Consider the following 22050-nt stretch of genomic DNA (forward strand, 5'->3'; position numbering starts at 1 on the left):
TACAATATGCCTATCAATTCCATTCAGAGCATGGGATATGAATTGTTTGGCGTACGTTTTGGCAAATGTTTAAGTCTGTTGTCCCATGCCAAATCATACAGACATTCCTATCCTGTGTGGGCATAATCCAAAATGGGATTTTACGTCCCTACAGGAAAAACAGCAGGGAGATATAAAAACATGAAATAACAAATACAATGAAGCAACAACATCAGCTCAGGAACATGTCAGCAGCAATAGTTGCACTGTTCATCACTATGCTTTATCATCAGGCTCATTGGTAGCAATACCATTAGTCCGGTTGTCAGCTACAAACAATGCCTTTTTTATTCAGTTAATATTTGGCAAAGAAGATAACCACCATTAAAACAGATATAAAAACGATTGGATTTGAGATGGAATCGATGATAATGAATAATAATATTAAGATTAGCTATTTCTAATATATTCATTACTTTTCTATCTATGAAATAATAGATTCTATGGCTTCAGGTACAGCATTATGACATTCGAATCGATATATTTCAATATAATCGTCACTGAATTGAATGTGAAGTGCGCTATAACCAAACAAATTTATATTACAAATAACTTTTATTCCCAAGACGGGAATAATAACTCAATAATGAAAACTGAGAAAAACTACACAAACGAGAAGAAGGTAATGAAGTGTTACAAGCGTTATGCACCATTGTATGACCTTTTGTTCGGCCGGATTTTTCAGCAAGGACGCAAAGCCATCATAAAAGAGATGAAAAACATTGATACAATGGATGTGTTGGAGGTAGGCGTAGGTACGGGCCTAATGCTGCCTATGTATCCTAAGGAAATGATGGTAACTGGTGTGGATATATCCAAGGAAATGCTTGAAAAGGCAAAGGAAAAGATAGGCGACGACCGAAAAGAAAACGTTTCTTTGATGCAGGTAAACGGGGAGGATTTGCCCTTTGAAGATAAAAAGTTTTCTTGTGTAACCCTTCCTTATACTTATTCTGTAACTCCAAATCCAGACAAACTTATTAGGGAAGTGCGTAGAGTATGCAAGAAAGATGGGCTGATAATCATTGCCAATCACTTTTCTGGTGTCAAATCACTTTGGGCGATATTTGAGAAAATTGTCAGTCCGTTTGCTACAAAGATAGGTTTTCAGTCTCAATTCTCCTATCAGGAATATGTAGAAGAAGTTGATTGGAATGTCGTAAAAAGCTATTCGTGCAATCTGTTTGACCTTACGAGAATTGTTGTTGTTAGAAATGACTGAAACTTATGAACATATAAAGGAGTAAGGATTTTCAAGAATTCTGAGTAGGTAATACTAAAAGCTGCTGTTGTCCAAGACTTCACTCTCGGATAGCAGCATGTCTGATGTTTTCACCCTTTTTGGTATTATCATGTAGGATACACTTTTAAAACTTGTCCCCCGCTCCGGAAATAGGTATGGCGGTGGCATAATCTACAATGCTCCTTGTTTTAATTCTGTTGTGATAAAAGGCAGTAGCTTTTTCTCCGTAGGGATAAGAAAAGGATATGCTAACGGCATATCCTTTGATACTGGCGGAAGTAGAGGGATTCAAACCCCCGATACGCGGTAAGGCGTATACCGGATTTCGAGTCCAGCGCATTCGGTCACTCTGCCATACTTCCTTATTGTGAGTGCAAAAGTACTGAATAATATTGATAATGCCAAACTATTCAAAGGATAATTTTTTCAGGCGGGTGCGGAGTTCTTCTGCCATGCTTTTACGGATGGATAAGGTTAATTCACAAGTATTATCAAATTGTTGGCTGATAATGCGCGGATTCATCTCCTTGAGTATTCGCATTACATCGTTCATCATGGGATAAGTAAAAGAGTAGGTTATGATGTTCTCTACATATCTTTCTTCCGTCTCGCTGTGCTCTAAAGCTTCGGCGGCGGCAGTACGGTAAGCTACGATAAGTCCTCCTGTACCTAAATTAACTCCACCATAATAGCGGACTACACAAATTAGTATATTAGTTAGTCCATTACTTGTTATCTGTCCTAAAATAGGCTTCCCAGCCGTAGAGGATGGCTCTCCATCGTCATTGGCTCGGAACTCTTCGCCCTCGGGACCAATCTTGTAGGCATAGCAGCAATGGCGCGCATCATAGTATTTTTTCCGATAGGATTGTATAATCTCCATTGCCTGTTCTACCGAATCAACATGATGCGCAAAAGCGAGGAACTTACTCCGTTTCTCGGTGTAAAGTCCCTCGCCTATGCAATTCTCTTTTATTGTCGTATATTTATCTGTCATTCAATCTTGGTTAGTCCAACTTGTGGATAACAAGTCCTGAACGTAGTTTTGGTTCAAACCATGTTGCCTTAGGCGGCATAATCTTACCGCTGTCTGCAATGTCCATAATCTGCTGCATGGAAACAGGATAGAGAGCTAATGCCCAGCGCATTTCACCGCTGTCTACGCGACGCTTCAGCTCGCCCAATCCACGAAGTCCACCAACGAAGTCAATGCGCTTGTCAGAGCGAAGGTCGGTGATGTTCATAAGTTCGTCAAGAATCAGACGGCTGGATATATCTACATCCAATACGCCAATGGGGTCTGCATCATTATATGTTCCTTCTTTGGCAACAAGGCTATACCATGCTCCATCTAAGTAGAGGGAGAACTCATGCAGGTGCTGTGGATGATATTCTTCTTTTCCCTTAAGCTGTACGGTGAAGTTCTTTTCCAGTGCTTTCAAGAAATCAGCAGCCTCCATGCCATTCAAATCTTTTACAACACGGTTGTAGTCAAGAATGGTCAGCTGGCTAGCTTGGAAGCAGACTGCCATGAAGTAGTTATACTCTTCGTCGCCCTTGTGATTAGGATTGTTTTGAGCTTTCTCTGCACCAATGAGGGCGGCAGCTGCTGAACGGTGATGTCCATCGGCAATATATAGGGCTGGCATCTTGTCGAATTCCTCTGTGATAGCCTGAATGTCTTTTTTGTCGGAAATAACCCAAAACTGATGGCGGAAGCCGTCAATCGGAGCGATGAAGTCATATTCAGGGGTTGTTGCTGCATATCGGTTGATGAGTTCATCAAGCAGCTTGTTGTCAGGATAAGCAAAGAATACAGGCTCAATATTCGCATTGCAGACGCGCACATGCTTCATTCGGTCTTCTTCTTTGTCGCGGCGTGTCAGCTCGTGCTTCTTAATCACGCCCGTCATATAGTCATTTACGTATGCACCTACGACCAATCCGTATTGGGTCTTGCCATTCATCGTCTGTGCATAGATGTAGTAGTTTTCTTCTTTGTCCTGTACCAACCAGCCTTTGTCTTGGAACATCTGGAAATGCTCTGCTGCACTTTCGTAAACGCGTGGGTCGTACTCACTGGTACCTTCCTCGAAGTTTATTTCTGGCTTAATAATATGGTAGAGGCTCTTTTCGTTGTTGCCTGCTTCTTCGCGTGCTCTTCTGAGTTCAATACATCATAGGGGCGACTTTCAACTTCTTCTACAAAGTTCTTGGGTGGGCGTATGCCCTTAAAAGGTTTAATCTTTGCCATAGGAATTGTTTTTGGTTCAGTGTTTTACTTAGATTAGGAATAAGTTTATCAAAATTTATTCAGGTAGGTACAAGGTTGGAATTTATATAACCGGGTGAGATGGATTTTGTTATTCCCATCTCACGCCAGTTTATAGACAGAATTATCAAATCTTACTTATTTACTTGGAATTTCGTATCGCCTGTTGCGAAGAAAGAATTAATCTGCTTGGCTGCTGCGATACCTGCATTGGTGTTGGCCTCTGCTGTCTGTGCACCCATCTTCTTCGGAGTAGAGAAATAGCGGCCTTCGAACTTGCTAAATTCTTCGTCAGCATCAGGCTTGATGTCTGTAACGAATTTCAAATCCTCGCGTTCGCCCATCAACTTCAGCAATTCTTCTTCATTGATGACTTCTTTACGCGCTGTATTTACGAGAATACCCTTCTTTGGCATCTGATTTACAGTACGGTAGTCAATGCTCTTTATTGTTTCTGGAGTTGCAGGAATGTGCAGGGAAACAATGTCGCTTACTTGGAAAAGTTCGTCCTGTGTTTTTACTGCATGTACACCGGCAGCTTCAATAACGTCTGCTGGGCAGAAAGCATCGTATGCGTAAACATCCATGCCAAATCCCTTGGCAATACGTGCTACATTACGACCAACGTTGCCAAATGCCAAAATACCGAGCTTCTTTCCCATTAGCTCTGTACCAGCCTTGCCGTTATAGAAGTTACGAACAGCAGAAACCAACATACCGAAAACTAACTCGGCTACAGCGTTAGAGTTCTGTCCCGGTGTGTTTTCTACAACAACGTTCTTTTCTTTTGCGTATGCTGTGTCAATTGAGTCGTAGCCTGCACCTGCACGAACTACAACCTTGAGCTGCTTTGCTGCATCTAATACGGCAGGAGTAACTTTGTCGGAGCGTACAATCATAGCATCGGCATCCTTGACAGCGTCAAGCAATTGTGCGTTGTCGGTATATTTTTCCAAGAGTGCTACTTCGTGTCCAGCCTCAAGTAATTCTTTCTTGATACCTTCTACAGCAGCAGGAGCAAATGGTTTTTCAGTTGCTATTAATACTTTCATAGTTCTTATGGAATTAGTTGAGCCTATATGGCATAGTGGCCATATAGGCTCTTGGATTTTACAATTTATTAATGCTTAGCTTCGAATTCCTTCATTGTATCAACAAGTGCCTGAACGCCTTCTACTGTCTGTGCGTTGTAGCAGCTTGCACGGAAACCACCAACACTGCGGTGTCCCTTGATACCAACCATGCCACGTTCAGTAGCAAAGTCAAAGAATTCCTGCTGAAGGTCTGCATACTCATCGTTGAGAACAAAGCAGATGTTCATGTAAGAGCGGTCAGCCTCTTCCTTCACAGTACCGTGGAACAATTTATTCCTGTCAATTTCTCCATACAACAGGTCAGCACGCTGCTTAGCAATTTTTGCCATTGCCTCAACACCGCCCTGAGCCTTCACCCAACGGAGATTTTCCAATGCAGTGTAGATAGGAACTACAGGAGGAGTATTGAACATTGAGCCCTTGTCTACATGTGTCTGGTAGTCAAGCATGGTTGGGATAGGATGACCTACCTTGCCCAAGGCATCGTTCTTAACGATAACGAAAGTTACACCTGCCATAGAAAGGTTCTTCTGTGCGCCACCGTAGATACAATCGTACTTAGAAACGTCAACTGGACGGCTCAAGAAATCGGAAGACATATCACCGATAAGACGTACAGGAACGTTAAGGTCTTCACGCATTTCAGTACCATAGATGGTATTGTTGGTAGTTACATGCAGGTAGTCAAGGTCGGTAGGAACTTCATATCCCTTCGGAATATAAGTGTAGTTGGCTTCTGCAGAAGATGCAACTTCAACAACTTCGCCAAACATCTTAGCTTCCTTGATAGCCTTCTTTGCCCATACACCAGTATTCAGATAACCGGCTTTCTTAACCAAGAAGTTCATAGGAATCATGTGGAATTCAAGTGAAGCACCACCACCCAAGAAGAGTACGGAATAGCCTTCAGGAACATCAAGGAGTTCCTTAATCAAGTCGGCAGCCTCATCAATTACAGGCTGGAAATCCTTTGATCTGTGGCTGATTTCAGCCAAAGAAAGACCAATACCGTTAAAATCCAAAATCTGCTTTGCAGTGTTCTCAATCACTTCACGCGGAAGGATGCAAGGGCCTGCATTAAAATTGTACTTCTTCATCTGATATTATATTTAATTTGATGTATAATTCTTGATTTTTTATTGTTCAGGTCGTTAAAAACACATTTTCAACCTTTTACGTAGCGAAATTACAGTTTTATTTTGACATGACCAAATATTTAAGCATCTTTTATCAGATGCCGTTACCATCTTTCAGATTAACACGTGTTCGCACACATGGAAACGGGTTCTTTCAAATTGAAAGTTTACTTAGCGTACTTCTTCCACCAAGGTGCGGATGCCCTTTATTTTCTCTCCTTTCGTTAGTTCTAAAACCTTGAAAATTTTTGTTTTTATCACTGCTGCATAGGAGTATCTGTCCCGAATATCGATTTTTCCCAACTCCGAGGCTGTCAAGCCTCCCTTTTTGCATAAGAATCCTACAATGTCTCCTTTGGATATTTTATCTTTCTTTCCTTTTCCGATATATAGTGTTGCCATACGGGCCGGAGCAGGAGGAGGAAGTGTTTCTGGAATGGTATATGTGTCAACCGTTTCCTTTACATATTGTGGGATTCTCTCTTCCGAGTTTAGCAGAAAGAAAGCTCTTCCCAACTTGTCCCATCGAGCTGTTCTTCCCACACGGTGTATATATTCATCTTCGCTTTCAGGTAGATGGTAATGTATAATATTATCAATATCCGGTATGTCCAGTCCTCGTGCCCCTAAATTGGTACTGACAAGAATGTTTGCCGATCTATTAGAGAATCGGTAAAGGGCTGTTTCTCGGGCGTCTTGTTCCAGTCCGCCATGGAAACATGAGATAGAAAAACCACATTCTTTCAAGAAAGCAGCAGTCCTTTCCACGGAGTCGCGATAATTCAAAAATACGACAGAGCTTCCTTTTCCTAAGGATAGCAGTAAATTGCGGAGACTGCCTAATTTGTCTTTTTCGGGACTTTCCACCTTATATATATGTACCCGTTCTGAAATTTGCTCATCGTCTATACGAAAATCTATTTTTTCCGTTCTTCCCATATTAACGAAAGACGGAATAGCCTCAGTTTCTGTAGCAGACAAGAGGATGTGTCGTTCTATGTTTGGCAGCTTATTCAGAATTTGGTTCATTTCATTTTGGAAACCCATTTCAAGACACTTGTCAAATTCGTCTATAACAATCCATTTGACAGTCTCACTTGTTAGATTCTCCTTGTCCAAATGGTCATTGAGTCTCCCCGGAGTTGCAAATACAACCTGTGGCTTAACGTCTCGGAGTATGCGGTGTTCGTCCATGGCTGGACGACCGCCATATAGGGCCATAGTCCTGAGCCCGCTTCCAATTCCTTTCAGAACCGTTGCTGACTGCATGGCCAATTCTCGCCCCGGAACAAGAACAATGACCTGTACCTCATCCGCCTTTGGATCTATTCGTTCAACCAAAGGAAGAAGGTAGGCCAAGGTCTTGCCAGATCCTGTAGGCGACAATATTACAATATCTTTGTTAGTATGCAGGATGGCGTTAGCAGTGGCTTCCTGCATGGGATTCAGCTCAATATTCAGCTTTTCTAATATTTTATTTGTTTCCATTTCTAAATCGATCTATCTCATCAAACTCTTTTCCCATATTCAAATTCAAATAGATGGTATATAATATAGGTACCCATTTGTCCTTTTCATTGGGAGCCAGTTTCCTGTATCTTTCCATATAAGGGAGCGATTTGGCGTATAATTCCTCTATCTTTGTGTGTTTAGAACGTGTTTGTCTTTCTTTATCCAACTTAATAGCCTGATTGAAATAAGCCAGTCCGATGTTGTAGTATCCATCGGCAAAGTCCTCGTCCTTATCAATTAGCTGGTTGCAAAGGGCTATGCTTTCTTCATATCTACCCATATTCAGTAAGACCGTGCTTTTTGTCAGCCTAAAGAGAATACTGGTAGAGTCGGCATCCAAGGCTCTGTCTGCAACTTCCAGTGCCGAATCAAGTTCATTTGCATGTGCATAGTATTCTACAAGCCTTGGAAAAAAATATGCAAAGTTAGGATATTCATTGAATCCCATTTTCAAGGCATTTACATACTTAGCCGTATCTCCTTGCAGCAGGAAGGCTTCTGCCTCATATTGTCTTACAAAATTTAGCATGGAAGTATCTCGTTCAGCTAAGCTGAGATGTCTGACAATAAGTTCCGGGGACTTTAGCTTGTAGCCGCAATACATCGCCCAATAGGCAGCATGAGGCATTAGTACATCTGTTTCTTGATAGTTATAATCAAAAAAAAGAGGCAGTTTGGAACAGGCAATATAATCGTTGAAGAAGTCGAAAGCCTGCTGATAGTCCTTACGGTGTATAAAGAAAACACCTCCATTGAAGAGGTTGGGACGGATGGAATGAAGATACTCTGAATGGCGTGAACGCATTTTGTTTGTTACTTTTCCTGTTCTGTCGGGGACAGATTCTATGGAATCGTAGCTCTCCATCGTTTTGAATAATCGGCGTGTAACGGAGAAGAAAGCCGTCGTGTCATATTTTTGTTTGAGGTATAATTTTTCGTTGCCTTGTTCATATTGTCTGGTAAGAATCTCGCAGAGCAGTGTCCAGATTTTAGGATTCCGCCTATGGATGGAGTCGTACAGCAAGTCGCGCATGCTTTTTTCAGCTTTCTCCAGTTCCTTGCCAGCCTTAAGCTGTTCACGTGCTGCCTGTATCTGCTTCTTTTGGGCTATTCCGGCAATTGGCAGAAATAAGAGTATTATGAGAAATATTATCTTTTTCAACTTGTTCTATTTATATCTATTCACGAGAGGTTCAAGTTCGTTGGCTTTTATCTTATCGTCAAGCATTACATAATCCATATATAGCGGACCAATCCAGTCTACCCTGTTTCTGCGTGGATCCTTGGCTCTGACGCGTTCAAGATAGTTTCTGGCTTCTGCAATAATTCCCAGATATTCATCATTGGAGACAAATTCCCCTTTGGCTTTCTTTTTCAGAACCTCATCCCTTACCTCTAAAGCCCTCATGTTCAGACATACTCCGATATTGTAGGCAACAGGAATACTACTCGGATCCAGTTCGTCTGCCTGTTTGTAGGCTTCTACGGCTTCCTCCCAACGTTTGGCGTGCATGGCTATTTCACCCTTCAGAATCCATGGAACTGGGGAATGTGGGTTTTGTTCCAATTGTCCGTCTACGAAATCTTCCAAATTGAAACGTTCTGTCTGCCGTTGGTAGAATTTCATTATCCACGAGAAATATTTCTCACTGGTTGGATTGGTAGCGTACAGACGTTTCAAAACGGCAAGGTACTTGAGCGAATCCTCAGCTGTTATCATCTGCGCGTGCATGCACTGAGCCTTTATCTCGGCAGCTTCTAAGGCTGTTTCGTCATATTTCATAGCGAGGTCGGCATACTCGTCGGCTGTTTTCAGGTTATGTGCCTTGAGATAATAGTATGCCAGATAGTAGGCGGCAATCCCCGATTCGTCGGCTATATTGTTCAGGATAGAGTCGTTGCGGAGTGATAAATACATCTTCAGTGCCTCCAGTCCCTCGTCTTTTGTATATTCTTTCTTTGCCAGAAAAATTCCGGCATCAATAAGCATCGGATATAGTTCCGTTACTCTGGAAAGATTCTCTGCGTAAAATCTTCTTGCTATCTTTCCTTTTCGATTAGGCATCCTGTCGTATTCATCGCATTTCAGCGACAGCCTTACCCCCTCCATCACAGCGCGACAGATGGTAACTGAATCCCTATCCGAGTGTCTATGTACACTATTGAAAGAAGCCTCGGCCTTACGGTTGGTCTCTTCTGCCAGTTTGGGGAAATCCTGTCCGAAAACTATCAGTGGTATAATAACAGCCAGTATGGTCAGCAACAATTTCCTCATGGACATTCTTTTTTTGCGATACAATAAAAATCCCCTTTCGGCAAGGCTGTGGCATCTTTGCCTTCTTGCCAAAAGGGGGAAATGTTATGATTACTGAACGCCAGCGTCTACAGCTGCTGCCTGCGTCTCAGGAGCCTGTGCGCCCTTTACAAAGTAGTAACAGCCATAGAGAGGATAGGCCCATACATTCTTGTGCTCTTTGAGAGCGTCAAGTTTCTTGGCTGCCTCAAGATAACTGATAGCCTTGTTGTAGACGTCGTTGAACTGTGCACGGGCTGCCTGCGAGAGTACGCCCTTTACAGCAGCAACACGCTCCTGTGCCTTGTAGAACCAACACTGGCCTATAGAACCGTTAATGGCAATACGCGACTCATCGTCCTTGGCAAGTGCGAGGGCTTTGGTCAGAGCATCTGCTGCTGCGTCATAGTTTTTCTTCTGGCTTTCAAACTGCCCCTTCATTACGAGTGCACCATAGCTGTTAGGGTTCTTGGCGAGCTGCTCATTGATTAGTTTCTCTGCTTTGTCCTGCATGCCCAACGCACTGTAGGTAGAAGTCAGAGTGGTAAGGATGGCATCGTTGGAAGAGTCTTCTGCATAGATACCCTCCAGTTTCTGTGCGTAGCCGAGGGAATCCTGACGTGTCTTCAGCTGTGCACCGAGGATGGCAAGCTGAAGCTGTTGTGCATCCTTTGCACGGTCAGGATTCTGCATGGCGTATGCCACGTACTTTTCTGCCTTGGAGAAGTCCTTGTTCTGGTAAGCATAGTAGGTTGCAAAGTAGGCAATCTCGTTCAGGTTCTGATCCTGCGACTTGTCATACTTGGCAAATATAGGCTCGTCTGCCGTGTCTACATAGCGTGCCAGATACTTGTAGGCATTGGCGTCGTCCTTGGCACCCTGATAATAGACACCACCATTTATGAGCTGGCCGCGGAGATTATAGAGTTGGTCGACCACGGCAGTGTAGCGAGGCTTCACCTTTCCTTTTTCATTAGGCATATTGTCATACTTGACAACTTCCGTACCGGCATCGAAAGCCTGACCAACAGCCTTATAAAGACCATCCTCGTCGAAAGACTTATTGCCTTCCTTGCCCATCTGCTTGTTGGTTTCGTTCTCAATTTGAATTGCCTGTTCGGCATTTACCTTCTTCATGGCAAGCTCGTAGAGCTTGTCGTATGCCTTGGCTTTCTCAGCATTGTTGGCGAGCTGGGAAAGACTTGACTGGAGAAGGTTGGCAGCCTCTTCATAGGTTTGTGCTTTCAGGATTGCCTTCAAAGGCTCACTGTCGCCTGCAAATGCAGCTGACGTACTTAGTAGCATCATAGCTGCGAACATTAACTTTTTCATTTTAGTTATCTTTATAAAAGGTTTATGAACTTTATTTTGTGTCAGACTGTTCCCGTTGCCGGCCGTTTCTGTCTCTCCGTTACGTTTCTGTTTCCTGTATAGGGCTACGTCTGGGGAGGCTTATCGGCTATGGGAATAAAGTCTATTCAAAGTTTACCTCCGGCTTGTTATCGTCGTCGTTGGTTTTCGGTTCTGCATCTGCTGCTGGGTCAGCTTCGCTTGCCATGTCATTCTTGATGCTCTCGGAGGTCTTTGCCCACTGGGCACGGCTCTCTTCCTCAACCTGTTCTTCCAGTTCGGCACTCATCACCTTGCATACGGAAGCGATGACGTCGTTTTTCTTGGCAAGGTTTATCAGCCGGACGCCTGAGTGGCACGTCCCATGACGCGACATTCGGAAACAGCCATGCGGATAACGATACCGCTCTTGTTGATAATCATCAGGTCGTTCTCGTCGGTAACATTCTTTATTGCAACCAACTTTCCTGTCTTCTCGGTGATGCTGAGCGTCTTTACGCCCTTTCCTCCGCGGTTGGTCAGACGGTAGTCTTCTACGAGAGAGCGTTTTCCGTAGCCTTCTTCCGAAACTACCATCACGGTCTCATTCTTCGGGTCGTTGACAGCAATCATGCCTATGACTTCGTCCTGTCCGTCCTCATCGAGCCTCATGCCCCTTACACCTGTGGAGACGCGCCCCATGGTGCGGATGGCATCTTCGCTGAATCGGCAAGCGCGTCCGTTTCGGTCTGCGATTATCAGTTCGTTTCTGCCATTGGTCAGTCTTACGTCTACCACTTCGTCTCCCTCGTTGATGTTAATGGCTATGACCCCATTGGTTCGCGGGCGGGAGTAGGCGCGGAGCGAAGTCTTCTTGACTAATCCCTGCTTTGTTACGAAGACAACGTAGTGGCTGTCAAGGAACTCGTCATCGTCCAAGCCACGGATGCGGAGGAAAGCATTTACGCTGTCGTCTGCATCAAGTGCCAGCATATTTTGGATGGCCCGTCCCTTTGAGCTTTTGTCGCCCTCGGGGATATCATAACACTTCATCCAGTAGCAACGGCCCTTACGTGTGAAGAAGAGCATCGTCTGATGCATGGTAGCCGGATAGATGAATTCGGTGAAGTCCTTGTCGCGTGTGCGTGCTCCCTTCGAACCAACTCCTCCGCGTGCCTGTTCCTTGAAGTCTGCCAGCGGTGTGCGCTTGATGTAGCCGAGATGGCTGATGGTGATGACGACAGGGTCGTTGGGGTAGAAATCTTCGGCATTGAACTCATGTTCGGCAGGAATAATCTCTGTGCGGCGTTCGTCTCCGTATTTCTCCTTAACTTCGAGCAATTCCTGTTTCATTACCTCCTTGCAGCGTTCGGGGTTGTCAAGAACTTCCTGCAAATCCTTTATCAGCTGCATCAGCTCGTCGTACTCTTGGTGCAACTGGGTCTATGCGTAGTCCTGTCAGCTGCGACAGGCGCATGTCGACAATGGCTTTCGACTGAAGCTCGTCCAAGTCGAAACGCTTTTCAAGGTTGGTCTGTGCCTCTGCAGGGGTCTTGCTGGCACGGATGATATGAACGACCTCGTCAATGTTGTCGCAGGCTATAATCAATCCTTGGAGGATGTGTGCGCGCTCCTCTGCCTTCTTCAGATCGAAGCGTGTACGGCGAATGGTTACGTCGTGACGGTGTTCTACGAAGTATTTTATGCACTCGCGGAGGCACAGCAGGCGTGGACGTCCGTTGACGAGGGCAATGCAGTTGACGGAGAAGGAACTCTGCAATGCTGTCATCTTGAAGAGCTTGTTCAGAATGACATTTGCATTGGCATCGCGTTTCACGTCGACAACGATGCGCATACCCTGTCGGCCAGTCTCGTCGTTGACATTGGAGATGCCGTCAAGTTTTCCTTCCTTCACGAGGTCGGCAATATATTCTATGAGCTGTTGCTTGTTTACGCCGTATGGAATCTCGGTAACGACAATCTTGTCGTGTTGGTCTCCGCTCTCTATCTCGGCCTTGGCGCGCATAACGACACGCCCCCTTCCTGTCTCGTAGGCGTCCTTCACGCCCTGCAAGCCATAAATATAGGCACCGGTAGGGAAGTCGGGGGCCGGAATGTGTACCATCAGGTCGTCGGTTGAAATCTCCGGATTGTCGATATAGGCGCAGCAGCCGTCAATCACCTCGCCAAGATTGTGGTAGGCATGTTGGTTGCCATGCCCACGGCAATACCGTTTCCACCGTTTACAAGGAGGTTGGGAATCTTGGTAGGCATGACCGAAGGCTCGCGCAGAGTATCGTCGAAGTTATTGGTCATATCAACCGTATCCTTATCTATGTCGTCCATGATGTGCTCGCCCATCTTCGAAAGGCGACACTCGGTGTAACGCATGGCAGCCGGAGAGTCGCCGTCGACAGAGCCGAAGTTACCCTGGCCATCTATGAGCTTATATCGCATGTTCCATTCCTGCCCCATACGCACGAGTGCCCCGTACACGGAGGAGTCTCCGTGCGGGTGGTACTTGCCCAGTACTTCGCCCACGACGCGGGCGCACTTCTTGTAAGGTTGGTTGCTGAAGTTTCCGATACCGCGCATACCGAAGAGTATTCGGCGGTGTACGGGCTTGAAGCCATCACGGACATCGGGAAGGGCACGGGCTACAATCACCGACATGGAATAGTCGATGTAGGAGCTTTTCATCTCTTCCTCAATGTTTATCTTAAGGATTCTGTCCTGATCAATTGTCTGATTATCGTCCATTATTATTTATTGGTTTTATCTTCTTTCGCTATGGTCGTTCCTAAGACCGACATTTTGGTACAAAATGGCCAAGGAGGGCATTTCTTTTCGTTCTAAGCCGTTTTGCCACTTCTACCAAGGTGTAAAATTACAAAATAATATTGATACGGGAAACGCTTGGGGAAAAAAAAACGCAAAATTAAGGTTTATTCTTAATATTGTTCTCCAAAGGAGGTCTGTGGCATAGATTATTGGCGGAAAACAGACGACATATAGAAAGTGCCGCTTTCGCATGGTCAGAATGGTATTTTGACCATGCGAAAGCGGCACTTTGACTTTGTGGTTACGCCTTGGCCGGAAAATGAGGGCGAAAATTCTGTTTTGAACAAAGGTCGGATTCAGCCAGCTTATTAGCTGTCCTTGCGTTTGATAGTTGGTGCAGGCTTACGTGCTATCAGGAGGATTTCTGCCCTGTGGTGGATGGTTTTCGCGGATGTTTCTCTTTGTTTGTTTTGTCAATTAATCATGGGCAGGATTTACGGAATTTCTTTCTGGTTCTTCAAATTTGTCCTGACGCCTTTATATTTACCTGCTTTTACCTTAAAATGACAGGAGCAGACGTCTGCCTGCTCCTGTCATTTTGGTGATTCCTTGGAATGTTTGTTTCGTGTATGTTCTTTTTGTTGGAAGTATATCCGTGCAGTCTATTTCTTCGGTGGGTTCTTCTTCTCCTGTTCGGTGAGGAAGCCGTGACGGTAGGCATAGAGAAGTTCCTCCAAGGCTTCAATCTGTAGCTTCAGCTCTGTCCCCTTGTCGGTATCGGCAACACGCAGCCTGCGCTGGTTCATCTCTACAATCTGGGTTGTACTGACGATGTCGGTTCCGCGGTTGATGGCATCCTCTGTCGAAGCGAACGGCTCGTGCTGCACGAGCTGGAATCCACGGGAGTGGTAGACGAGGGTATAGCCTGCAATGCCTGTCTCCTTGTGGTAGGCCTGTGAAAATCCTCCGTCGATGACCATTAGTTTGCCGTTGGCCTTGATGGGGTTCTCACCTTTGGCAACGTGTACGGGTACATGTCCGTTGATGATGTGCCTGTTGGGGCCTTTCACACCAAATTCATCCATTATCATGTCGGCTATTTCCTCATTGTCGCGGAGGGTGAAATAGGTTCCTTTTGCCTCCTTGTGGGTTTCCTTCTCTTTCAGGAAGTAACGTTCGAAGGTGGCCATCTTGTGCTTGTCGAACAATGGGCTGTCGGGGCCGCACCATAGGTAGAGGAAGTAGTCTATGGCATAATTTCTGTCCATGTCGGTCTCGCCTTCACCCTGTACTTGGAAGGCGGTGCGAATCATCATTCCGACATTGTGCAGAAGTTCCTTTCCCTTATAGTGTACGCCCGGATAGATTTCTACTTCTTTCATGCTGCCGTCGGCTTTGAGAGGGATGGAGGCATGATAAAGAAGGTTGTTGTTGACAATCTTGTACATGCACCCGTGGCTGAGCAGAAGCTGGATATGCTTGTGTAGTTTCTCGCTGACGGTAAAGGAATGATGCAGCTTATCCATGAGTATCTGTTCGTCGTCAGTGAGTTGCTCCGGGTGCTTTGGGTCTACGGTGGGGAAGTTGCATGAGGTCATCTCGTATGTTTTCCCGTCTATCTTGATGGTTCCCTTCTTGTAGTCTATAGCCTTGTATAGGTTGCGGCTTTCCATGTGCCATAGGGGATGACGGTTAATCATCTGGGCTTCGACCTTGAACTGTATGATGCTGATGGCCTTGTGCATGCGTGCTATCAGCAGTCGGTTTTTATCGTCAAGGGCATCTTCCTTTGTGGTTTTTGGGAGGAACTCTGTGCAGGGGTCTTCGCTGTACGCATCCATGGCGAATGTGGCCAGCGGAATGAGGTTGATGCCATAACCGTCTTCGAGTGTTTCCATGTTGGAGTATCTCAGGGCGATTCGTATTACGTTGCAGATGCAGGCATCGTTTCCTGCACATGCGCCCATCCATAGAATATCGTGATTTCCCCATGTAATGTCCCAAGTGTGATAATTCTTGAGAGTGTCCATGACGATATGTGCTCCGGGGCCACGGTCGTAGACGTCGCCCAAGATGTGAAGATGGTCAATCACGAGGCGCTGGATGACCTTGCACATGGCAATGATGAAGTCGTCTGCCCGTCCGGTAGAGATGATGGTGGAAATGATGGTGCTGACATAGTCGGTCTTGTCCTTGTCGTCGGAATGTTCGTGGAGCAGTTCCTGTACGATATAGGAGTAGTCTACCGGCAGCGATTTTCTCACCTTGGAGCGTGTGTATTTGCTGGAAACGTCGCGGCAGACCTCTACCAGACGGTGTATGGTAATGTGATACCAGTCCTTAATGTCCTTTTCGCTGGCTTTGACCAAGTCCAGCTTTTGCTCTGGGTAGTAGATGAGAGTGCATAGTTCTCTCTTCTCGCTGGCACGTAGTCGGTCGCCAAATAATTCGTTGACTTTTCTCTTGATACTTCCCGAAGCATTTTTAAGAACATGCTGAAAAGCTTCGTATTCTCCGTGGATGTCAGCAAGGAAGTGCTCTGTTCCCTTGGGGAGATGGAGAATAGCCTGTAGGTTGATGATTTCCGTGCTGGCGTCGGAAATACTGGGGAAAGACTGGGAAAGGAGCTGTAGGTAGCGTTCGTCCTTTGCCAAGTCGTAATGCTTGTTTGTCATAGCTGTTCCGTTTTTTGTTAGTAATTATGTTGATATTTTTTTGTTATACGATGGATTTTGTAAGGGTTTGTGTGCCGGTATCCCTCAGAGGGGGAAATGGCATGAAACCTTCTTCGAGATGAAGGAGTTCTGCAAGAATCTGGATGATTCTACGGGAAAATCTATATAGGCGTACCTCCTTGAGAATATTTTTTAGTTGGTCTTCGTCATAATCTTGGTACTTTATTGCCATATATAACTCGCATAGATGCCGCACCGTAAACTTGCCCTCTTTGATTAGACTTCTTGAGTTGGACAGCATTGTAGTTATCTCGTGCAGGACGGTATCGCTTTTCTCTTCATGCTCTTCCGGCCATTGCTTGGAAAATATGCTGTTGTCCAGCCATTCCTTCTTTTCCAATGCACCGCTTTGTTTAGGATGGATTGGAGAGAAGCGGCTGATTGCTTTTGAGTCTATGCGGGGGATTTCCAATTCAATCTTTCTTGCTCCGTCGTCAATGAATGAACGTATGTCCTCGTCGTCGGCATAGAGTAGAATCTTTTGCCATTGTGCGTCAGTCAGTTGATGCAGGGTTGAAATCTGCTCTCGGCTTAGGCAAATGGGCAGAGTGTCGTCTGACAGACTGATGGAAAGAAGATTGCAGATGTTTTCAATCTCTTGATTGCTTATGCCCAATCGGTATCGGGTGTCTATTACCTTTTGATAGAAAGTCAGAATACTTAGGGACATTTCTTCCGCTGAAATTTTGTTGCAGAGAAGACAGTTTTTTGATATTCCTATGCGTTTTTTCCATCCTAACAGGAGCAATTCGTTTCTTTCTTTTTCCGTGCTGACTAACAGGGCATCTGCATTACTGGTCATCCGGTGCTGATAACACATTGTGCGGAGCGTATTTGATATGCAATGTTCTGTTGTTCGGTACATTCTCCCAAGTTTCCAATGTGGGGAGAATACGACAGCTATTCTTTGCTTGTGGGCATAGTTTGCCAATTGGCTTGCCTTGTAATCCCAACAGGAATGGATGTGAACGATGTCGGGCTTCCGCTGGCCAAGTATTGTCTGAAAGGTATCTTTCCGTGTGATGATTTTTGTTTCCGCACGGTGATTTTGTCCGTCTGCCAGAAGGCATACGTAATCTGAAAGTAGATTGCCTCTCGATATGTGGTCGATATAATGAATGATATACATTATAGTTTATGGGAAATAAAATCGTATTTGTCTGCCTGTAGATATTTCAATCGGAAGTGGAGGTGATGCCAGATGATTCTCAACTCGTATGGAAATATTTTCCATGCAGCTATGTCTTCGCCAAAGGCGTGTATGGCCTTTCTTCCAATAATAGTGCGCATAGTAGGCAGCAAAAGAAAAGATAGTCCGGCTGTTCCTGCAATAATCCAGTTGTGTGTCAAGGCAGAATAGATTGCAGCACCGATAATGGCAAATAAGGCCAAATAGGTGGATAGTTGGTCTATGGCGGGAAGGAGCTGATGCCGGAATGACCTGTTCAAATGCTTCCTGTTTTCCATATAGAATAGCTTTTTATTGCGCCATTCTTTGTCTGTTGGTGTTATTTCCGTGAGTGTTCCTTCTTGTGAATTTTCCAAGACCAAGGAAGATTTAGAAGCATATTTGTTGACCATAAAGTCATATTCGCCCCTTAGATACTTTAGATTTCCCTTGAACCCTTCTTGCTTCGTGAAATCGCTCTTACGAAACATCAATGCGTTTGAGTTGCACCGATACGCTTCCCATGTTGGTCTTCTCGCATAAGATAAAAATCTGTATGAAGCCGTTCAAAACGTCGGAAGTCGGGAGTCTCATCATCATAGCGCGTATATCCGACAATAAGGTTTCTTTTTTCGCTACAATGCCTGCCCATTGCTTTTAGCCATTGGTCGGAGGAGGGGAAACTTGCAATGTCTGCTATCATCAGCCATTCATTTTTGGCAGCCTTGACGCCAAGGGTTATTGCCAGTTTCTTTCGGCTCATGTATCGGGACGATTCGGGAATAAAGGTTGTATATAACCCTCTTCTGTCCTTATAACGTTTCAAAATGTCTTCAGTTTGGGTGTCTTCCTTGGAGGCTACAACAATAATCTCAAAGGGAACAGGATAGTCTTGGTTTAAGTAGGTTATCAGATTCCGCTCAAGTTCTTCTGCGTTATTATGGGGTGTGAAAATGATAGAAATGGGGGGGCAGGGCGTATTAGTAGGCGTAAGGTGGGCGAATGGCTCTTCTTTCTTATCTGTATTGATGGTGCTGCCTTGCATTTCGTCTGTTGATTCAGTGTTGGAGGTGTCTGACGAATCAGTTACAGCAGAAGCGCAGATTTTTGGTTTACGTAAAAAAGGAGTCATAAAAGATGCAAATAGTACTACCAAAAATAGTACTACCGATATGATAAGAGTGGTATTATCTATAATGTCCATTATTTTTGTTTAATATGGATGAGTTCGATACTTTGTTTTATAGGTGCTTAAATTGGGTCTTAAGCAAAAGCACAGGGCTTCAGCTTCTCTTTTTCGCCCTACAAACTTGTTGCTAATTTCCTGTGCTATCAATACTCCAAAATACTGATGCTGAGGATTTTGCAGTCAGGAGTTAAAATTATCTCTCAATCAAACTTTCCACTTTCTGTATATATTTGTTGCTGTACGCACCGCTTATATTTGCCAATTAGCATTAATTGAAGAGGACAGCAGACAGCGATTGTAAGGCACGTTTCTTGTCAGACTCACGTATAAGGAAGGATATGTTGTAATTGCTGCCTCCATAGCTAATCATTCTTACGGGAATATCCTTTATGGCCTCTGCCGCGATTGTCTCAAATCCAAGATTGTTCCAGTCCAAGTCGCCTACTACACAGACTATGCACATGTTGCTGTCTACGGTAACCGTACCATATTGTTTCAGCTCGTCTACAATTTCTGTAAGGTGTACCCCGTTTTCTATTGTCATGGAGACGCCCACCTCACTGGTTGCTACCATATCTATTGAAGTCTGATAGCTTTCAAAGATTTCAAAGACCTTGCGCAAGAAGCCTGAGGCACCCAACATTCGGCTTGACTTTACCTTGATGGCCGTGATGTTGTCCTTGGCAGCGACAGCCTTGATTTTACCACGGACAAGGACGTTGTTGATAATGGTTCCTTCAGCATCCGGCTCCATTGTGTTTTTCAAACGGACAGGGATTCCTGCATATTTGGCGGGCTGAACACATGTCGGGTGAAGAATCTTTGCACCGAAGTAGGCCAATTCAGAAGCCTCCTCAAAGTTAAGTTGACGCACAGCCTCTGTCTTATCCACTACTCGTGGGTCGTTGTTGTGCATCCCGTCAATGTCTGTCCATATCTGTATCTCATCAGCAATCATTGCAGCCCCGATCAAAGAGGCTGTATAGTCAGAACCTCCACGTTGGAGATTGTCTACTTCACCATAGGCGTTTCGGCAGATGAAGCTTGGGTAATATAGATTTGCCGACCTTCGTTCTCTTTCATGATGGCTGTCAGCTTTTGCTTAATATAGCTTGAATCAGGCTCTGCATTTTTGTCTGTACGCATAAAATCAAGGGCAGAAAGCAGAATGGCATTGACTCCCTGCTCTTGCAGATAGTTTACAACCATGTTGGTAGACATGATTTCTCCCTGTGCTATGATGTTCTTTTCCTCAAAGGAAGTGAAGAGATCCTTAGTGAAAGAGCGTAGGTAATTGAACTCTCCGTTGAGAAATTCATGTGTCTTCTCCTTGTATTCGTCCGTAGAATATAGTTCATCTATATAGGTAAGATACTTGCGCTCAAGATTGTTGATGATTTCATTTGCCCCTCCGGGTTCTTTTTATAGAGATAGTTAGATATTTCTATTAGAGAGTTGGTGGTACCACTCATAGCCGAGAGGACTACAAATGTAGGTTCGCCCGACCTTGTAATCAGCTCGGAAACCCCCTTCATACGTTCCGGGGTACCTACCGAGGTTCCTCCAAACTTCATTACTTTCATGTTGCTTCTTTATATATATTTCTTCTTTTATTGAATACGATACCGTAGAACGATTTATGTCAAAGGCTCGGCAATGGCTTCCAGAGTTTCTTTGTCGTCTGAAAATTCTTTGCTTCCTTCCTGTTTGGTTATCAGCCCAAACATGCCGTCCTTGCAGCAATAGACCTTTCCGGGGAATAAATCTAACAGCTGAATGTTATGGGTAGACATGATGACGGCTGCTCCGTCTTTGCTTGCTGTTTGGAGAATACCCACAATATTGGCAGCTGTTTCGGGGTCTAAGTTGCCCGTAGGCTCGTCTGCAATGATAATCTTGGGTTTATTAAGAAGTGCACGGGCTATGGCAATACGCTGCTGTTCTCCACCTGATAATTCGCTGGGCATCTTTTCTTTTTTCTCGGACATTCCCACTTCAGCAAGAACCTCGTCTATTCGCTTGTCAATGTCTTTGCTGTCGGTCCAGCCTGTAGCCTTGAGCACGAATCTTAGGTTCTTGTATACCGTACGGTCATGAAGAAGTTGGAAGTCTTGAAAGATAATTCCCATCTGTTTGCGGAGTGCAGGAATACGGCTTCTTTTAATAGGTAAGAGTGAGTGTCCCAAAACTTCAGCTTTTTGAGCATCTTCTACATCAATGTCCAATTCGCAATAGATGGTTTTCAAAAGTGAGCTTTTCCCAGACCCAACTTTGCCTATAATATAGATAAATTCTCCTTCCTCCACCTGAAAGTCTACGTCTTTCAGAATTCTTTTTTCGTCTTGAAATATATTGACCTTGCTATAATCTATTAACATAATAACCGTTGTTTTAATAGTAGAACGTGTAAATTGTTGTTTTATTCTATTATATGGGGTGTATCTTTTTACTGTTCTTTGCTTTTCTTTATTACAAGTGTCATGTATGAGTGTTTATACTTGCTACGTCGTGTTTGGTAAACTGAATCATAGGATGAATTCATATTGCGTTTCGGAAGTGTTTGGAGAATTTCCCCTCCAACCGAAAATAGCTGATATATGATTTCCCCGACAACTGCTCATACCATGTTATTTGTATAGGCAAAAGTACAGGATAAAAGTCAGCAGGACAATATTATTCCTGCTTCTTAAGAGGATTTAATCAATTTTTGCACGTTGTTAGTCTTTCTTCGGTGTGTGAAGAATGACACTTGTTGCCCCCATCGTAAAGAGCGTTCCTTTGTCAATGATTCTCCGTTCGTTGTCTTTTAATATCTCATTGTCTACAAAAGTGCCTGTGTACGAAGGGCCGTCGCGCAACACATATTTGAGTCCGCCGTGTTTGTCGTGGGAAACATTGATGACACAATGAGTCATATCTACGCTCGGATCGACCGTCTCAATGGGGCAATTGATGGGATTTCCTTTCATGTAACGGCCGATGACATTCTCGCCCAATTGCAAGGGAATGTCCTGTTGATAGTGGAATACATTCTCAATGACGTGCAAATAGCCATATTGCGACTCCTTGGCAACAGGGGCTAATTCCTTGTTTTCTTCTTTTTGCGTTTTCCTTAGTTTGGACACGCCCATCCTTATGCCGAACTGCTTATTGCAGTTTGGACATTCAAAAACGAGTCTTTGGCCAGAACGGTATTTGGTTTCGTCGAAAGTGATGAAGTTGTCGCACTTAGGGCATCTTACACGCTTCATGTTATAAC

Annotated in this window: 14 protein-coding genes, 1 tRNA gene and 4 pseudogenes; 1 reads left to right on the plus strand and 18 read right to left on the minus strand. The window is 44.5% G+C overall.

Annotated elements, in window-relative coordinates; translation table 11 throughout:
- The first annotated feature begins 625 nt into the window (after positions 1–625).
- Positions 626–1261 (plus strand): class I SAM-dependent methyltransferase, encoded by a 636-nt coding sequence (locus JCM15908_RS03110; protein WP_036892695.1) that lies wholly within the window; start codon positions 626–628, stop codon positions 1259–1261.
- Positions 1262–1552: 291 nt separating this feature from the next.
- Here the strand turns inward: JCM15908_RS03110 and JCM15908_RS03115 are convergent.
- The 18 genes and pseudogenes from JCM15908_RS03115 to JCM15908_RS03190 form a co-directional block, all read right to left on the minus strand.
- Positions 1553–1644: transfer RNA gene (locus JCM15908_RS03115), tRNA-Ser, on the minus strand.
- A gap of 44 nt (positions 1645–1688) precedes the next feature.
- The gene (locus JCM15908_RS03120; protein WP_025002232.1) at positions 1689–2279 is read right to left on the minus strand and encodes an IMPACT family protein; all 591 of its coding nucleotides are present in this window, start codon (positions 2277–2279) and stop codon (positions 1689–1691) included.
- A gap of 10 nt (positions 2280–2289) precedes the next feature.
- Positions 2290–3536 (minus strand): annotated as a pseudogene (locus JCM15908_RS11960) (DUF1015 domain-containing protein).
- Positions 3537–3688: 152 nt separating this feature from the next.
- Positions 3689–4606 carry an NAD(P)-dependent oxidoreductase gene (locus JCM15908_RS03130; RefSeq protein WP_025002233.1) on the minus strand — a complete coding sequence of 306 codons (918 nt, stop codon included), beginning with the start codon at positions 4604–4606 and terminating at the stop codon, positions 3689–3691.
- A gap of 68 nt (positions 4607–4674) precedes the next feature.
- On the minus strand, positions 4675–5745 hold the full coding sequence (gene serC, locus JCM15908_RS03135) for a 3-phosphoserine/phosphohydroxythreonine transaminase (RefSeq protein WP_025002234.1): 1071 nt from the start codon (positions 5743–5745) through the stop codon (positions 4675–4677).
- A 210-nt stretch (positions 5746–5955) separates the two neighbouring features.
- Positions 5956–7272 (minus strand): DEAD/DEAH box helicase, encoded by a 1317-nt coding sequence (locus tag JCM15908_RS03140; RefSeq protein ID WP_025002235.1) that lies wholly within the window; start codon positions 7270–7272, stop codon positions 5956–5958.
- Positions 7259–8458 carry a tetratricopeptide repeat protein gene (locus JCM15908_RS03145; protein ID WP_025002236.1) on the minus strand — a complete coding sequence of 400 codons (1200 nt, stop codon included), beginning with the start codon at positions 8456–8458 and terminating at the stop codon, positions 7259–7261. Before JCM15908_RS03145 ends, JCM15908_RS03140 begins: the two co-directional genes overlap by 14 nt.
- Before the next feature lie 6 nt (positions 8459–8464).
- Positions 8465–9571, minus strand: coding sequence for a tetratricopeptide repeat protein (locus tag JCM15908_RS03150; protein ID WP_025002237.1), 1107 nt, complete (start codon positions 9569–9571; stop codon positions 8465–8467).
- A gap of 90 nt (positions 9572–9661) precedes the next feature.
- Positions 9662–10921, minus strand: coding sequence for a tetratricopeptide repeat protein (locus tag JCM15908_RS03155; RefSeq protein ID WP_025002238.1), 1260 nt, complete (start codon positions 10919–10921; stop codon positions 9662–9664).
- Positions 10922–11063: 142 nt separating this feature from the next.
- Positions 11064–13678: pseudogene (gene gyrA / locus JCM15908_RS11965) on the minus strand (DNA gyrase subunit A).
- Positions 13679–14361: 683 nt separating this feature from the next.
- Complete coding sequence (locus JCM15908_RS03165; RefSeq protein WP_025002239.1) at positions 14362–16374, minus strand: fructose-bisphosphatase class III; 2013 nt, start codon at positions 16372–16374, stop codon at positions 14362–14364.
- 43 nt (positions 16375–16417) lie between these two features.
- Complete coding sequence (locus tag JCM15908_RS15000) at positions 16418–17104, minus strand: hypothetical protein (RefSeq protein WP_234396360.1); 687 nt, start codon at positions 17102–17104, stop codon at positions 16418–16420.
- Positions 17105–17173: 69 nt separating this feature from the next.
- Positions 17174–17563: pseudogene (locus JCM15908_RS15560) on the minus strand (glycosyltransferase); the annotation flags it as partial.
- Positions 17563–18093, minus strand: coding sequence for a hypothetical protein (locus JCM15908_RS15435; RefSeq protein WP_306303699.1), 531 nt, complete (start codon positions 18091–18093; stop codon positions 17563–17565). The pseudogene JCM15908_RS15560 and the gene JCM15908_RS15435, both read right to left, overlap by 1 nt.
- Positions 18093–18806, minus strand: coding sequence for a glycosyltransferase (locus tag JCM15908_RS15440; RefSeq protein WP_306303700.1), 714 nt, complete (start codon positions 18804–18806; stop codon positions 18093–18095). The genes JCM15908_RS15435 and JCM15908_RS15440 overlap by 1 nt, the downstream gene beginning before the upstream one ends.
- Before the next feature lie 253 nt (positions 18807–19059).
- A pseudogene (locus JCM15908_RS11975) lies at positions 19060–20374 on the minus strand (aspartate kinase).
- Positions 20375–20428: 54 nt separating this feature from the next.
- Positions 20429–21169 carry a cell division ATP-binding protein FtsE gene (locus tag JCM15908_RS03185; RefSeq protein WP_025002241.1) on the minus strand — a complete coding sequence of 247 codons (741 nt, stop codon included), beginning with the start codon at positions 21167–21169 and terminating at the stop codon, positions 20429–20431.
- Positions 21170–21508: 339 nt separating this feature from the next.
- Positions 21509–22042 carry an FHA domain-containing protein gene (locus JCM15908_RS03190; RefSeq protein ID WP_025002242.1) on the minus strand — a complete coding sequence of 178 codons (534 nt, stop codon included), beginning with the start codon at positions 22040–22042 and terminating at the stop codon, positions 21509–21511.
- Positions 22043–22050 lie beyond the last annotated feature (8 nt).

This window comes from Prevotella dentasini JCM 15908, assembly GCF_000614065.1.
GTDB lineage: Bacteria > Bacteroidota > Bacteroidia > Bacteroidales > Bacteroidaceae > Prevotella > Prevotella dentasini.